The 15208-nt window shown below is 60.4% G+C and carries 15 protein-coding genes and 2 pseudogenes; 7 read left to right on the top strand and 10 right to left on the bottom strand.

From position 1 onward, the window contains the following. Positions 1–28: 28 nt before the first annotated feature. The 4 genes from ycaC to ACMGF5_RS09885 all read left to right on the top strand — a co-directional run bounded on the left by ycaC (position 29) and on the right by ACMGF5_RS09885 (position 4345). Positions 29–658: an isochorismate family cysteine hydrolase YcaC gene (ycaC, locus tag ACMGF5_RS09870; protein WP_012312166.1), complete on the top strand. Its 630-nt coding sequence runs from the start codon at positions 29–31 to the stop codon at positions 656–658. Positions 659–773: 115 nt separating this feature from the next. Then, the gene (locus tag ACMGF5_RS09875) at positions 774–1340 is read left to right on the top strand and encodes an antibiotic biosynthesis monooxygenase (protein ID WP_115273300.1); all 567 of its coding nucleotides are present in this window, start codon (positions 774–776) and stop codon (positions 1338–1340) included. A gap of 38 nt (positions 1341–1378) precedes the next feature. Continuing rightward, on the top strand, positions 1379–2197 hold the full coding sequence (locus ACMGF5_RS09880) for an alpha/beta fold hydrolase (protein ID WP_196997301.1): 819 nt from the start codon (positions 1379–1381) through the stop codon (positions 2195–2197). Between the two features lie 306 nt (positions 2198–2503). Then, positions 2504–4345 (top strand): amidohydrolase, encoded by a 1842-nt coding sequence (locus ACMGF5_RS09885; protein ID WP_414157852.1) that lies wholly within the window; start codon positions 2504–2506, stop codon positions 4343–4345. Between the two features lie 159 nt (positions 4346–4504). Here the strand turns inward: ACMGF5_RS09885 and ACMGF5_RS09890 are convergent, their stop codons facing one another. From ACMGF5_RS09890 to ACMGF5_RS09905, 4 genes are all read right to left on the bottom strand, one after another. Next, positions 4505–4777, bottom strand: coding sequence for a DUF3077 domain-containing protein (locus ACMGF5_RS09890; protein ID WP_119688056.1), 273 nt, complete (start codon positions 4775–4777; stop codon positions 4505–4507). A 4-nt stretch (positions 4778–4781) separates the two neighbouring features. After that, entirely contained in the window at positions 4782–5051 is a 270-nt protein-coding gene (locus ACMGF5_RS09895) for a hypothetical protein (RefSeq protein WP_039604233.1), read from the bottom strand. A gap of 347 nt (positions 5052–5398) precedes the next feature. After that, positions 5399–6310 (bottom strand): LysR substrate-binding domain-containing protein, encoded by a 912-nt coding sequence (locus ACMGF5_RS09900; RefSeq protein ID WP_115273303.1) that lies wholly within the window; start codon positions 6308–6310, stop codon positions 5399–5401. Positions 6311–6426: 116 nt separating this feature from the next. Continuing rightward, entirely contained in the window at positions 6427–8214 is a 1788-nt protein-coding gene (locus ACMGF5_RS09905) for a monovalent cation:proton antiporter-2 (CPA2) family protein (RefSeq protein ID WP_204919326.1), read from the bottom strand. Positions 8215–8701: 487 nt separating this feature from the next. Here ACMGF5_RS09905 and ACMGF5_RS09910 point away from each other — a divergent pair, with 487 nt between their 5' ends. Then, positions 8702–8833 (top strand): hypothetical protein, encoded by a 132-nt coding sequence (locus ACMGF5_RS09910; protein ID WP_256658419.1) that lies wholly within the window; start codon positions 8702–8704, stop codon positions 8831–8833. Between the two features lie 45 nt (positions 8834–8878). Here the strand turns inward: ACMGF5_RS09910 and ACMGF5_RS09915 are convergent, their stop codons facing one another. From ACMGF5_RS09915 to ACMGF5_RS09925, 3 genes are all read right to left on the bottom strand, one after another. Continuing rightward, positions 8879–10186 carry an Nramp family divalent metal transporter gene (locus ACMGF5_RS09915; RefSeq protein ID WP_204919330.1) on the bottom strand — a complete coding sequence of 436 codons (1308 nt, stop codon included), beginning with the start codon at positions 10184–10186 and terminating at the stop codon, positions 8879–8881. Positions 10187–10405: 219 nt separating this feature from the next. Further along, the gene (locus ACMGF5_RS09920; RefSeq protein WP_414157757.1) at positions 10406–10666 is read right to left on the bottom strand and encodes a DUF2790 domain-containing protein; all 261 of its coding nucleotides are present in this window, start codon (positions 10664–10666) and stop codon (positions 10406–10408) included. Positions 10667–10805: 139 nt separating this feature from the next. After that, a complete protein-coding gene (locus ACMGF5_RS09925; RefSeq protein ID WP_012312183.1) occupies positions 10806–12296 on the bottom strand; it encodes a YifB family Mg chelatase-like AAA ATPase in 1491 nt (496 codons plus the stop codon). A gap of 130 nt (positions 12297–12426) precedes the next feature. Between ACMGF5_RS09925 and ACMGF5_RS09930 the strand changes: the two genes are divergently transcribed. Both ACMGF5_RS09930 and ACMGF5_RS09935 read left to right on the top strand, forming a co-directional pair. Beyond that, a complete protein-coding gene (locus ACMGF5_RS09930) occupies positions 12427–12846 on the top strand; it encodes a hypothetical protein (RefSeq protein WP_204920662.1) in 420 nt (139 codons plus the stop codon). Between the two features lie 69 nt (positions 12847–12915). Beyond that, positions 12916–13137: pseudogene (locus ACMGF5_RS09935) on the top strand (IS66 family transposase); the annotation flags it as partial. Between the two features lie 234 nt (positions 13138–13371). Here ACMGF5_RS09935 and ACMGF5_RS09940 read toward each other — a convergent pair. The 3 genes and pseudogenes from ACMGF5_RS09940 to ACMGF5_RS09950 form a co-directional block, all read right to left on the bottom strand. Next, a pseudogene (locus ACMGF5_RS09940) lies at positions 13372–13533 on the bottom strand (hypothetical protein); the annotation flags it as partial. 593 nt (positions 13534–14126) lie between these two features. Next, the gene (locus ACMGF5_RS09945) at positions 14127–14459 is read right to left on the bottom strand and encodes a DUF6572 domain-containing protein (RefSeq protein ID WP_204919336.1); all 333 of its coding nucleotides are present in this window, start codon (positions 14457–14459) and stop codon (positions 14127–14129) included. Between the two features lie 350 nt (positions 14460–14809). Then, positions 14810–15202: a hypothetical protein gene (locus ACMGF5_RS09950; RefSeq protein WP_204919338.1), complete on the bottom strand. Its 393-nt coding sequence runs from the start codon at positions 15200–15202 to the stop codon at positions 14810–14812. Between the last annotated feature and the right edge of the window lie 6 nt (positions 15203–15208).

Below are 15208 nucleotides of genomic sequence, written 5' to 3' on the forward strand. Positions count from 1 at the left end.
GAACATCAAAACCCTTAGGAGCACGACCATGACCAACTTCAAATACAACCGCCTGAACAAAGACGACGCCGCTGTTCTGCTGGTCGACCACCAGGCTGGCCTGCTGTCCCTGGTCCGTGACATCGAGCCGGATGCGTTCAAGAACAACGTGCTGGCCCTGGCTGACCTGGCCAAGTTCTTCAACCTGCCGACCATCCTCACCACCAGCTTCGAACAAGGCCCTAACGGCCCGCTGGTACCAGAACTCAAAGCCCTGTTCCCGGACGCCCCGTATATCGCCCGCCCTGGGCAGATCAACGCCTGGGACAACGAAGACTTCGTCAAGGCAGTGAAGGCCACCGGCAAGAAGCAGCTGATCATCGCCGGTGTAGTGACCGAGGTGTGTGTGGCGTTCCCGGCGCTGTCGGCACTTGAAGAAGAGTTCGAGGTGTTCGTGGTGACCGATGCCTCCGGCACCTTCAATGCCATGACCCGCGACGCCGCCCACGACCGCATGAGCCAGGCTGGCGCACAGCTGATGACCTGGTTCGGCGTGGCATGTGAGCTGCACCGCGACTGGCGCAACGACGTTGAAGGCCTGGCGGCGCTGTGCTCCAACCACATTCCGGATTACCGCAACCTGATGACCAGTTACAACGCCTTCAACGCCGGCAAGTAAGCCGACCGCCCGGGGCACCGACAGCGGTGCCCGCGCAGGGCAGCACACCCATCCAATCCTCCGCCCGTCCGTTGTTGCACAGTGGATGCGGGCAAGCTCATCCCAAGGAACGCCGATGAACACCGCACTCCAAGACAACCGCAACGTGGTGACCCTGGTCATCCAGCACAAGGTCCGCGCCCAGGCGCTGGCCAGCTACGAGGCTTGGCTCAAGCGTACGGTCAGCACCGCACGGCAGCAGCCGGGGCACCTGGATGTCAATGTGATCCGACCGGACGACGGCGGGCTGCACTTCACCACCGTGGTGCGCTTCGCAGATGCCAGCCTGCTGCAGGCCTGGGTCAACTCCAGCGAGCGCCAGACGCTGGTCAACGAAGTACTGCCGCTGCTCGAAGGCGGCGACCACACCCAGGTGCACGAAGATCCGGAGTTCTGGTTCACACCGCCCAGCACTACCTCCGCGCAACCGCCGCGCTGGAAGCAGGCGCTGCTGACCTACCTGGTGATCTGCCCGATGACCATGATCATCCCGCAACTGCTGGCGCCTTTTTTCGCACGCTTCCCACAACTGGGCGGGGTGATCACCGGCAACCTGATCGTCAACCTGTTCGTCATCCTGCCCGTGGTGTTTTTCATCATGCCGTGGGTAACCCGTCGCTGCGCCAACTGGCTGCGCAGCTAATCAGCTTTTAACCTCGACACTTTCAAGGAGATACCGACATGACTACGCTCGTTACCCGCGATGGCACTTCGATCTATTACAAGGACTGGGGCAGCGGCAAGCCCGTGTTGTTCAGCCATGGCTGGCCGTTGGATGCCGACATGTGGGACTCGCAGATGGAGTACCTGGCTAGCCGCGGCTACCGCGCCATTGCCTTCGACCGTCGCGGTTTCGGCCGTTCGAGCCAGCCGTGGAACGGTTATGACTACGACACGTTCGCTGACGACATCGCCCAGCTGATCGAGCACCTCGACCTGCGCGACGTGACCCTGGTGGGCTTCTCCATGGGTGGCGGCGACGTCAGCCGCTACATTGCCCGCCACGGCAGCGAACGCGTTGCCGGCTTGGTGCTGCTGGGCGCGGTGACGCCGGTGTTCGGCAAGCGTGACGACAACCCGGACGGTGTCGATACCTCGGTATTTGACGGCATCAAGGCTGGACTGCGGGCGGATCGGGCGCAGTTCATCGCCGATTTCGCCACGCCGTTCTATGGGCTGAACCATGGGCAGCAGGTGTCTCAGGGTGTGCAGACGCAGACCCTGAACATTGCCCTGATGGCTTCGATCAAGGGCACGCTGGATTGTGTGAGTGCGTTCTCCGAAACCGACTTCCGCCCGGACATGGCCAAGATCGATGTGCCGACCTTGGTGATCCACGGTGACGACGATCAGATCGTACCGTTCGAGACCACCGGCAAGCGGGCTGCGGAGTTGATTCTCGGGGCTGAGCTGAAGGTGTACAGCGGGGCGCCGCACGGGTTTGCAGTGACCCATGCGCAGCAGCTCAATGAAGACCTGTTGGCGTTCCTGAGCCGCTGAATAAGCGGGGGCCGCGTTGCGGCCCATCGCCGGCCCCGGCAGCACAAAATGTGAACAGGGCTAACCTTCATCAACCCACCGCACACCCCTGCAATCCCTGGCCAGGCTTGAACCGGCATGCTCCGCAGTTGCCCCAGCCACCGCCGCACCCAGACGGAGAAGAAGATGTCCCAGGACCCCAACGACAAGACCCGTCGCCAGTTCCTCGCCACCAGTACCGTGCTCGGTGCCGCCGGCGCGCTCTGGTCCGCATTGCCCTTCACCGGCGCCGCCGGCTCCGCCCACGCATCCATCCAAGGAGGTTCCATGACCGCCGACCTGATCCTGTTCAACGGCAAGCTGCATACAGTCGACCGTGAAAAGCCCACAGCCACCGCCGTAGCCATCAAGGATGGCCGCTTCATTGCCGTGGGCAACGACGCCGAGGCCATGGCCCACAAGGGTGCTGCCACGCAGATCATCGACCTGAAGCAGCGCACGGTTATCCCGGGCCTGAACGACTCGCACCTGCACCTGATCCGCGGCGGCCTGAACTACAACCTTGAACTGCGCTGGGAAGGTGTGCCGTCGGTGGCAGATGCCCTGCGCATGCTCAAGGACCAGGCGGCGCGTACGCCAACCCCGCAATGGGTGCGCGTGGTCGGTGGCTGGAACGAATTCCAGTTCGCCGAAAAACGCATGCCCACCCTGGAAGAAATCAACCAGGCTGCGCCCGATACCCCGGTGTTCCTGCTGCACCTGTACGACCGCGCACTGCTCAACCGCGCCGCGCTCAAGGCCGTGGGCTACAGCAAGGACACGCCAAACCCGCCGGGCGGTGAAATTCAGCGCGACAAGTTCGGCAACCCGACCGGCATGCTCATCGCCCGCCCCAACGCGATGATCCTTTACGCAACCTTGGCCAAAGGGCCGAAGCTGCCGCTGGAATACCAGGTCAACTCGACCCGCCAGTTCATGCGTGAGCTCAACCGCCTGGGCCTGACCAGCGCCATTGACGCAGGTGGCGGCTACCAGAACTTCCCTGACGACTACTCGGTGATTCAGGAGCTGGCCGACAATAACCAGCTGACCGTGCGCATCGCCTACAACCTGTTCACCCAAAAGCCCAAGGAAGAGCTGGACGACTTCAGGAAGTGGACCTCCAGCGTCAAGCTGCACAGCGGCACCGACTTCCTGCGCCATAACGGCGCCGGTGAGATGCTGGTGTTCTCCGCAGCCGACTTCGAGGACTTCCTCGAACCGCGGCCGGACCTGCCGCAAACCATGGAAGAAGAGCTGGAACCGGTGGTGCGCCACCTGGTCGAGCAGCGCTGGCCGTTCCGCCTGCACGCTACGTACAACGAATCGATCACGCGCATGCTCGACGTGTTCGAGAAGGTCAACCGCGACATCCCTTTCAACGGGCTGCCATGGTTCTTCGACCACGCCGAGACCATTACCCCGCAGAACATCGAGCGCGTGCGTGCGTTGGGCGGTGGTATTGCCATCCAGGACCGCATGGCCTTCCAGGGTGAGTACTTCGTCGATCGCTATGGTGCGAAGGCCGCCGAGCAGACCCCGCCGATCAAGCGCATGCTCGAAATGGGTGTGCCTGTGGGCGCCGGTACCGACGCCACCCGGGTCTCCAGCTACAACCCGTGGACTTCGCTGTACTGGTTGGTCAGCGGCAAGACCGTAGGCGGTATGGAGCTGTACCCGGAAGGCCTGAGCCGCGACACCGCACTGCAACTGTTCACCCAGGGCAGCGCCTGGTTCTCCAGCGAGCAGGGCAAGAAAGGCCAGATCAAGGTTGGCCAGCTGGCGGACCTGGCGGCGCTGTCGCTGGACTTCTTCAGCGTTGATGAAGAGGCGATCAAGGGCATCGAGTCGGTACTGACTATCGTTGACGGCAAGGTGGTGTACGGCGCTGGCGAATTCGACAGGCTTGGCCCGCCACAGGTGCCGGTGCTGCCGGAGTGGTCGCCGGTGGCCAAGGTGCCGGGGCACTGGCGCGTGGGTACGCCATCACTGGCTGCAACGGTGCACCAGTGCAGCGGGCCTTGCGGGGTGCATGCGCACAGCCATGAAAAGGCGCGGCATTCGAGTGTGCCGGTGAATGACTTCCAGGGCTTCTGGGGAGCCTTCGGGTGTTCGTGCTTTGCGTTTTGAGCTGATGTAAGAAAGGGCGCTCTGCGGTAATGCCAGTCAGTTAGTTATCAGGGCCGCTACGCAGTCCATCGCCGGCAAGCCGACTCCCACAGGGCCTGTAGGAGCTGGCTTGCCGGCGATGAGCCGCAAAGCGGCCTCCAATCGCTTACCTGACGGGTATCAACGCTGTCTGTTCTTGGCGATCTCGATATCGTCCATCAGCGCTTTGGCCAACAGGCTCAGATAGTCGGCTGCTGCCAGCAGCTTGTGGTCATCCTCCATGTCGCCTTCACGCACCAGGTGCTTGATGTAGCTGAGCAGCACGGACACCTGTTCGTAGGCATCGTCTATGGGAATGCCGGGCTGCACACGCAGCAGATCAACCGGCGGGTTACCCACATCGAGGAAGGTCGCCACGCCAACGGTGGTCAGGACCTTGGGTTCGTCTGCCATGGCTTCACTCCTCGGTCCGTTGGCCAAACAGCCGAGCGTGCACGTGCTCGACCAGCGAATGGGCGATCTCGCTGGCATGCATGGCATTGCTCAGCATGTTCAGGCCAGGTTCGCCTGCGCGGGCGCGGCAGTGTTCGTCGATGGTTTCGATGACGCCGCGCAACAGCTCGCTGGCATGGGCCAGGGCGTCGGGCGGGTACATGTCGGACTGGACGGTGAAGAATGGGGTAGTGACGGGTTTACGGCTGGGTGGATCAGGAACGATCTTCTTCATTGTGTAATTCCTTTTTTTTCAAAATGGGAACTACCACTCGAATCTTTCTCACAGATTGTGGGTGGCAGCCGTACGCGGGGTGAGAAAACCGAGGAAAAAAGGCAAAACCCGGCCGAGCCGAAGCCCGCCCACGTACGGCAACCATTACGGTGCTGCTGTTTTATCGGTCGGGTTTCTCACACCCGGTCGCCTGAGCGACCCGAAAACGTTATCCCTGAGGCATTTCCCCGACAACAGCGATACTTCAGCAGCGCTCGTAGGATAATTCCCAAGCAGGTCGATGCTGAAGCATTTGGTTTCAAGTTCAGAAATGTCTTACGGCTAGAGACCCTATCGCTGCGACTGGTCTAGGCCATGTCGCTGAACGCGAATTCCTCCGCCAGGTGATCGATCAGCGACCGCACCGACGGCAGCAACCCACGCCGCGAAGGAAAGATGGCATGCACGATGCCGCAGCGGGGGTGCCACTGCGGCAACAGCTCCACCAAACGGCCTTCGGCCAGGTCTTCGCGCACCGCCACCCGTGGCAAGTGCGCAATACCAACTCCGGCCACCACGAAATGGCGCAGGGCAAACAGGTCATCGGTGACCATGCGCGGTGTGTGCGGGATCACGATGCTGCGGCTCATGTCCTCGCCCTGGAACAGCTCCCACTGGTACTCGCGCTGGGCGCTCCCCCAATGCACGCTGGGCAGCGTCCCGAGCAACTGCGGGTCGAAGCCCTTGGGCAAGTGCTCCAGATACTGCGGGTGCCCCACCAGGCACTGGGTGCTGTTGCTCAGTACTTTCATCACCATGTCGGTGTTTTCCAGCGGCGGGAAGCGCACGCGCAGCGCCACGTCGAAGCCTTCGTGCAGCAGGTCGACGCGGCGGTTGGTGCTCTCGATGAACAGCTCTACCTGCGGATACTTGAGCATGTAGCGGGTGAGCATTGGCCCGACCCAGGAGTTGAGCAGGGTAGTCGGGCAGCTGATGCGCACCAGCCCGCGCGGTTCGCTGCGGTTGCGCTCGATGATTTCTGCCGCGCCCTCGGCCTCTACGCGCATGGCCAGGCAACGGTTGTAGTAGGCCTGGCCGATCTCGGTGAGCGAACAGTGCCGGCTGGTGCGGTGCAGCAGGCGCACGCCCAGGCGGTCCTCAAGGTCGGCGATGCGGCGGCTGAGTTTCGACTTGGGCATGTCCAGCGCCCGCCCGGCCGGGGCGAAGCCGCCGTGCTCGACCACTTGGGTGAAGTAGTAGAGGGAGTTGAGGTCTTCCAATGATCGTTCTCCAGGCGGAACGCTAAGGGCAATTTTCGCAGTCTATCGCTTTTGCCGGAGCGCGAAATCAGTTGCCCTTGAGAACAGGCTGGCCAATCCGGAAATTTGCCTGAAGCTTAATCCGCATCCGAATCAAACAATCGCTCCAACTCCACCCGCGCTTCCTTGGCCGTCTGCATCACCTTGGCCCGGTCATCACGCACCTGCCCCTGCGCCTCCAGCACTTCCTCGTCATGCTGGGCAAACCGCTCGATGCGGTCCGCCGCCTGTTCACTGCTCAGCCCCAACCCGACCAGCGCCCGGCGGGTCATTTCCAGGCTCGAATAGAACGTCTCGCGAATTGGCTCTGCGCCCACGTCTACCAGTTTGTGCACATGCTGCCGGTTACGCGCGCGTGCCAGTACCTTAAGGTGTGGGTACAGGCGTTTGACCCGCTCTGCCGTGCGTGTGGTCACTTCCGGGTCGTCGGTGGTGATGACGAAATACTCCGCTTCGCCGACCTTGGCTGCATGCAGCACCTCGGGGCGCTGTGGGTCGCCGTAGAACACCGGGGCCTGTTCGAACATGCGGGTCATCTCGATGGCGTCCACCGAGGTTTCCAGGGCGACGAAGGGGATTTTCTGCGCCCGCAGGATACGCGAGACGATTTGCCCCATGCGGCCCATGCCGACGATCACCACACGCGGGGTACCGGCATCGATGGCCTTGTATTGCTCGGGTACTTCGCGTGCAGGTTGCGTGCGCTTGAGGGCGCGGGCGCAGCCGAGCATCAGCAGCGGGGTGATGGCCATCGACAGGGTGATGGTCATCAGCAGCAGGTCGTAGGTCTGAGTGTCGAACAGGCCCTGGTCCTTGCCCAGCTTGAACACCACGAAGGCGAACTCACCACCGGCGGCCAGCACCATCCCCAGGCGCAGTGCGCTGGCGCTGTTCAGGCCTCCGGCCAGGCGGCCGACGCCGATCAGCAGCACCAGTTTGACCGTCACCAACAACAGGGTCAGGCCCAGCAGAACGAGCGGCATTTCCAGCAGCAGGCTCAGGTTTGCGCCCATGCCGACACTCATGAAAAACAGCCCCAGCAGCAGGCCTTTGAACGGTTCGATCTGCGATTCCAGCTCATGCCGGTATTCCGAGTCGGCCAGCAGCAGGCCCGCGAGGAAGGCGCCCAGGGCCATGGAAATGCCGGCTTCCTCCATCAGCCAGGCGGTGCCGATCACTACCAGCAGCGCGGTGGCGGTGGACACTTCCGGTAGGCCGGTGCGGGCCACGATGCGGAACACCGGGCGCAGTAGGTAGCGCCCGCCTACGACCACCACAGCGATGCTGGCGAAGACGTTCAGGCCATTTTGCAGGCTGTCACCGTGGCTGGTGTCCTGGCCGCTGGCGGCCAGCAGTGGCACCAGGGCAATCAGCGGGATCGCGGCGATGTCCTGGAACAGCAAGATGGCGAATGCCAGGCGGCCATGCGGGGCGTTGAGCTGCTTGCTCTCGGCCAGGCTCTGCAGGCCCAATGCGGTGGACGACAGGGCCAGGCCAAGGCCTACCACGATGGCGGCAGAGAGTGACTGGCCGAAGCCGAACAGGGCGATGGCGCCGATGAGTGCGCCGGTCAGCAGCACCTGTGCAGTACCGACGCCGAACACTGACTTACGCATCAGCCAAAGGCGCTTGGGCGACAGTTCCAGGCCGATGATGAACAACAGCAAGACCACGCCCAGTTCGGAAATGTGCGCCACGCTTTCGGTGTCGCGGATCAGGCCCAGGGCCTGTGGGCCGATGGCTACGCCAGCCAGCAGGTAGCCGATAACGGCGCCAAGTTGCAGGCGTTTGGCCAAGGGTACGGCGAGGACGGCGGCGAGCAGGAAGATCACCGCGGTTTGCAGAAGGCTGCCTTCGTGTGGCATTGGCTCGAACTCCATGAGCTGCCGGGGCAGCGTTAGAACAGTGTGGCGGGCAATTCTGAGGATTGCGGATGGTTCAGACAATCTGCCTGCGGCAAGAAACATTGTCCCGATTGATGTGACAGTCCGGGTCGACCTCGTGGCGAGGCTTCCTGCGAAAGGACCAATAGCCGTAAGACATTTCTGAGCCTGAAACCAAATGCTTCAGCATCGACCTTTTGGGAATTATCCTGCGAGCGCTGCTGAAGTATCGCTGTTGTCGGGGAAATGCCTCAGGGATAACGTTTTCGGGTCACTTCGGTGACCGGGTGTGAGAACCCGACTGATACAAGGCATCGTCGTTATGGCGGCCGTACGTGGGCGGGCTTTCGCCTGGCCGAGTCTTTGCCAATTTCTCCTCGGTTTTCTCACCCCACGTATGGCTGCCACCCTTAATCTGTGAGAAAGATTCAGGTGGCTGTTTCCTTAAGCCGAACAAAGGTTACAAGCCATGAAGAAGATCGTACCGGATCCACCTAGCCGTAAACCCGTCGCTACTCCATTCTTCACCGTCCAGTCCGACAGCCTGATGGCCAAAGCGCTGATGAACGATATCGAGATCGCCAAGAACAGGCAGCGTTAACCTTCAGTGCACCATCGCCGGCCCGCCAGCGATGGTGCAAGGGGCTCAGCCCAGGCCGAGCAGATCCACACCCAACTGGAAGGCCACCCACAACGCCAGCCCGGTCGCGAATGCCAGCGCGATGTTTTCGAACAGGTTGTTGCGGTATTCCTTGCTGAGCAGCGACTTTTGGTTGGACATGATCAGCAGGCCCAGCGAAATGACGGGCAAGCCGATGATGTTCAACGCACTGACGCCAATGGTCAGGGTCACGAAGTCGGGCATGCCCGGGATCGACCAGATCAGCGGCGTGACCAGAATGAACAGCATGAACCACTTGTGCATCGGGTCTTTGTGGAACTCTTTGCCGTAACGCTCGCGCCGCTGCGGCTGTACATGCTGGAAGGCATCGGTAATCAGCATCGGGAAGGCCGTGGTCTTGCCGGAGATGCTGGCAAACAGCGTAGCGAACACGCCGATGAAGAAGATGTACCAGCCGATCGGGCCGAAGAAGATTTCCAGCGCCTTGCCAAGGTCGCCGAGGGTTTTCACTTCGATGCCGTTTGGCCGCAGGATTTCCGCGCCGACGATCCAGATGGCCAGGTTGATGACGATACCGACGAACACCGCGAACAGCAGGTCGTTGCGCTGGATGCGTTTGTGTTGCGGGCCTACCCAGCCCTTCTGGCGCATCACGTACGGGTGCACGAAGTTGGCCACCGAGCCTGCCACCGCGCCGATCACCGAGACCGCCACCAGCAGCGCCCCGTGCACGCCTTCGTCAGCCGGGATGCTGAAGCCGATCGTACCTTTGACGATACCGGCCATATCCGGGCCAGACATCACGGCCAGTGCCAGAAACGCCAGCGTCATCACGGCGAGCAGGACCTTCATCACGCCTTCGATCATTGCGTAGATGTTGCGCCCGACCAGCATCCACACAGCCAGCACCACAGCCATCGAGCACAGCAGCGGATAGTCGATGCGCAACAGCATCGCCAAGGCTTCGCCGGCGCCCTTGATCATGTAGGCGTTCATCAGGTGGCCCATCAGCAGTGCATAGGCCAGCATGAACCAGGCAAATACGGGGTGCAGTTGCGCATACCCCTGAAGGATGGTCATGCCTTGGTTATTGCACAGCTGGAAGCGGGCGATGATGTTGACGATCAGGTATCTGAGCAGCAGCGAAACGGCCAGTACCCACATCATGGCGTAACCGTAGTTGGCGCCGGCCACGGATGAGGTTATCAGATCACCTGCGCCAAGCCAGGACAGCACCGCGATGATACCTGGGCCCAGCAGTTTGATCAGCCGTGTTACACGGCCTTGAGAGGGTGTGGCAGCACTGCCCTCGGCCGAATGAATGCTCGACATGGGGATGTCTCCGATTATTGTTCTTGTTAAACGAGCGCAGTCGAACACAATAGATAGGATGTCGTACAACTACATTTTGTTTTCAAATGTTTCTAAGTATTACAGATTTTAGGTGATGCCTTGTTACTACTGGTGTCGCGAGCAGATGCCTCGAAAGTGCCAGTATCCTGCAAATTAAAAAGGCCGTTTGCACGGCCTTCTGCGAACTCGCATGGGCATTTAGTTCTGGTTGCCTTGAGCGTTGTCTGGTTGGTAGTAGCGAATGCTCCGGACCTGGCCAGTGCTGTCCCGGTAGGTCATGGTCGCGGTGCTTGCCTGGCCTTGGATTTTGGCCGAGGGGGCGAGGCTGATCACTTCGGCGATGTCCAGGTTCATGCCGTAGTGGTAGGGCGTCGCTTCGGTGGGCTGGGCAAAGGCGCCGGCGCTGGTGCCCAGTGCAAGGGTAGCGAGGGTGAGTGCGAAAACGGTGCGAAGGATCATGGTCGTTCTCCAGATTCAGTAAGGGGTGGCGACGATTGCTTGCTGTCTGGAACCAATGTTGCGCGCAATTAGTTGGCGCGCAAAATATATTGCTGCTATGGGCAGCATTGAGTGCGCATATGAGGGGCAGGCCGCAGGGCTAATGACTACCGGGCCGGTACTGCAGGGCTTCGGCCAGATGCGCCCTGGCAATCGTGCTGGCCCCCTCCAGGTCGGCCAGCGTGCGCGCTACCTTCAACAGCCTGTGTGCGGCGCGCAGGGAAAGCGTCAGGCGCTCGCAGGCACTCTCCAGCCAGGCCTGGTCGGCAGCGCACAATTCACAGTGCCGGCGCAGCCCCTCGAGGTCCAGAAACGCATTGGCACAGCCTTGCCGCCGGTGCTGCACCTCGCGCGCCTCGGCCACCCGGGCCGCCACATCGGCACTTGTCTCGCCGCAAGGTTGATTGTTGAGCGTGGTGGTTTCGCGCGCCACGGTCAGGTGCAGGTCGATGCGGTCCAGTAGCGGGCCGGAAAGCTTGTTGCGGTAGCGCTGGATCTGTTCGGTGCTGCAGCGGCAGCGGCCCGTGGGGTCGCCCAGGTAACCGCAAGGGCAGGGGTTCATGGCCGCCACCAATTGGAAGCGCGCCGGAAAGCGTACTTTGTCCCGTGCCCGGGCAATCACGATCTCGCCAGACTCCAGCGGCTCGCGAAGCACCTCAAGTACACGGCGCTCGAACTCCGGAAGCTCATCCAGAAACAGTACCCCATGGTGCGCCAGGGTGATTTCACCGGGTTGTGGCCGGCTGCTTCCGCCTACCAGCGCGGGCCCGGACGCTGAGTGGTGCGGATGGCGAAACGGCCGTTGCGGCCAGCTATCAAGCGGTTTGTGCCCGCTTACCGACTGGATGGCTGCCACTTCCAGCGCTTCATGCTCATCCAGCGGCGGCAGCAGGCCGGGCAGGCGGCTGGCCAGTAGTGTCTTGCCCGTGCCGGGCGGCCCCGTGAACAGCAGGTTATGCGCACCTGAAGCCGCCAGCAGCAAGGCACGCTTGGCGGCCACCTGGCCCTGCACCTCGCTGAGGTCGGGGTAAGGGCGGCTGTGCAGCAACAGACCGTTGGCGGCAAAGGGGGGCAGCGGCACCTGGCCGTTGAGGTGCGCGACCAGTTCCAGCAGGTGCCCCACGGCGTACACCACCAGCCCACCCGCCAGGCTCGCCTCTTCGGCGTTTTCCCGCGGCACCACCAGTGCCCGGCCAGCCTCCCGCGCCGCCAGTGCAGCAGGCAGCACGCCCTGCACCGGTCGCAGCTTGCCCGAAAGCGCCAGCTCGCCCAGGCATTCGATGTCGGTCAATGTGGCCACCGGCACCTGGCCGTCAGCGGCAAGGATGCCCAGGGCGATGGCCAGGTCGTAGCGCCCGCCGTCCTTGGGCAGGTCTGCCGGTGCCAGGTTTTGGGTGATGCGCCTTTGCGGGTAGTTCAGCCCGGAGTTGACGATGGCGCTACGCACCCGGTCCTTGCTTTCCTTGACGGTGGTTTCGGGCAGGCCGACCAGGGTGAGGTGGGGCAGGCCGTTGGCCAGGTGGGTTTCGACGCTGACAGCAGGTGCCTGCACGCCAACCTGGGCGCGGCTGTGGACGAGGGCAAGGGACATGGACGCTCCGTTGTCGCGAATGGGGGGCCGCTTCCTGCGGCTGGCTCAAGCATAGTGAGTGGCCTCATGGCCCTGTAGAAAAAAGTGCTTCCATGTCTTTCTGCAGCGCGGTGAAGACGGAGAAATCTTTTTGACACTCGTATTACCCATCCCTAGTCGCGCTGGCCTGGCATTGGTCGTCGACGGCGAGCTGCTCAACCAGGCCGGCGTACGGCTTGCCTCTGGCCGCACGCGTAAACGCTGTAAATGGTTCCTTGCCGCCAAGGGCTACGCCGCTACTACGACCATATTGAATGCAACCCGTCATCCCGCTGCGCTCCATGAAGCCCACATTCCAAGCGACTACCTGAAGCCCGATGCTGCGCTCCCGATTTCTTTCTGGAGCCAGTCCGCCATGATGCGTCCCGACAGCAAAGTCGAAAAGGTTTACCTTTATCCCACCGACGAAGCCATCGTCCTGACCGTCCAGGAACTTAACTGTTTACTCGACGGCTTCGACCTCTGGCGCAACCGTCCACATCAGGTTCTGACACCCTGTTTCGTTGCCTGACCCGGTATAATCCGGGGCATGATTTCCTTGCCCGACAACCTTTCAGACGATCCCGTACTACTCAAGTAGATGTTGCTTGAGGCCTACGAAGCACGCTTGCGCGAGCAGGAAGTCAACGAAGCCTATGCCACCCAAATCGTCGACCTGTAAGAACAGATCAAGCTGCTGCGGGATCGGTTGTTCAACCGCAAATCCGAGCAGACGGTCGATCCCAATACGCCGCAACTGGCAATGTTCAACGAGCCGGAAAGCGAGCCGTTGCTGGCCGTGGTTGAACGCCGTGATGAGATGGGGAATTTGAGTGCCTTTGTACCCAATAAAAAACGCTCCGCCTTGGTCAGCTTCCCTGTCCGGCTCATCGTTGCGGCCGCAAAGCCGGTTGGCAATAGCTATGATGGGGGGAAGGGAACGGTAGTTGCGGGTAAGCTTGTACTCTTGCACTCCCGGGCGGTCGGCGTAGGTTTTCAGAAACATGCCATCGGCGCCGGCGAAAGCGAAGATGCCTTGGTTAGCGTCACCGATCAATGAAACCTGGGCGCCCGCATTGATCAGCTGCTCAAGGATTGCCTGATGCATTGACCCCAGGTCCTGCGATTCATCTACCAGAATCTGGGGGTAGCGAGTGACGAGCGCTCGCAGAATTGCAGGTTGTTGAATCAACGTTCGATAGACCCAATAGCGCCCCAACTCATGGGTATACGCGCCAGTACGCCCTAGCTTCTCTATAAGCGCTCTGGCCTTCCCGCGGTCAAGCTTTTCGACGCCAGCATGTGTTTCGATGAAAAAACTGCTTTTCCAGCCTCTACGCCCACTTGCAGATCTTTCAGCGGGATAGGGCGCTCCTTATCTTGCTCATTCCTCCAGTATTGGAAATTGTTTAAGAAGGGTTCTGATCCTGACACGAGATAGGCGGCTTGCTTGGCGCCCATGGAGCGGAAAGCATGGGGCCGTAGAACATGCTGGGTGGAGAAGCCATCCAATGTGTCCACTTCTAAGGCGTTGCTCGAAGCGCTCAAAACGTGAAATGGCCTGCTGAGCCGCCAGTTAGGGGGCCCCAAAGTCTCCACGACGGATTCATACCGGCCAGATGCACCCTTGCGAGGCCAACTGAGCTAATCCAGGCAATTTCCTGCCAGTTTTGCAAGCGTCCCTAGATAGCCACGACCTTCAACGCATTCCGCGAGTTTTCACCCAGCCTGGACCCATAGCGGACATTGCGAGTTACGCAAAAAGGCAGCTGGTACAGACGACTACTGCGATCGGGACAGGTAGCGCCTTAGCTACCCACCTTCGAAGAGCCTGAAGGTGAACTTGTATCCATCTTCATCGAGCTTTTTAACTACTTGATTTAAAAATTTCTCCCCGTCTAGGTCAGGCATGTATTTCCCCACTACCTCAATCGCGAGTTTCATACCCTGAAGGTCAGGTCTCGCCTCCAGCAAAGTACCCTCCTCGATGAAATTCAGATATTCATTAATTTTATTTTGCAGTAGTAGTCGGTGGTCGGACTGCTTCGTCGACCATTCTAGGTGGTCAGTAATGATCAGGCGCGCAGTCTTTTGATCTGCGGAAATTGAAATCATATCAACAACGCCGCTTTGTTCAATTGTCATCCTCTCCACCTCCGCACTTTGGCCTTCCACAACGGGTCAAATTTATTTTCTGCCCAACAGCAATTTCAGTAGGAGTGGCTTACCCGCGAACTCCGGCACAGTCGGTGCCATCCACCGCAGCGCCTGCTTCGCGGACAAACCCGCTCCCTTAGAGTGCGCGACTTGCCCACAGAACCAGTTTTTTTGCGCCTGCCATGTGTCGAAAGCTGCCGGTGTTCAGTGAGTGCAGCTGTAAATGCCGTGCGTTGTACTCATCCGTTTGCCAGGGCACTGTACTGGAAACGTACCTGCCCCTGCAGCAACATTCGTTTTGCCCGTAGCAGATGTATCGGCTGCCGCTTTTGCACCGACTAAACGACTATCACGTCACCAGAGTCTAGATAAATCGAATAGGACTCATAGTCGCCACCGCAATCAGCCTCAATTACAATTTTGTCGCCTGAATCAAATGAAATCTGAAGTGAAGACCCCTCAACCTCCTCAACAAGCACAACATCTTTCAACAAAAGATCTAACAACGGTGCGCTGGTAGATGAGTCTGTAAAGTCTCTCCTCCCTGATATATCACCAACCTGATAAGTTAAGCCTGCCTCAACACAAATAGAAACCTTATATGGAGGGACACCAGGAGCAATTTGCGGTCGTGAAAAATCCAGCCTTGTGAGGTGCGCACCATAACAAACCATTTCCAAATAACACTCGGAAAGCAGCATAAAATCAAAATCACCTGGCAATTTGTACATGTGCCC

The sequence above is a fragment of the Pseudomonas sp. BNK-15 genome, from assembly GCF_047456105.1.
Taxonomy (GTDB): Bacteria; Pseudomonadota; Gammaproteobacteria; order Pseudomonadales; family Pseudomonadaceae; genus Aquipseudomonas; species Aquipseudomonas putida_E.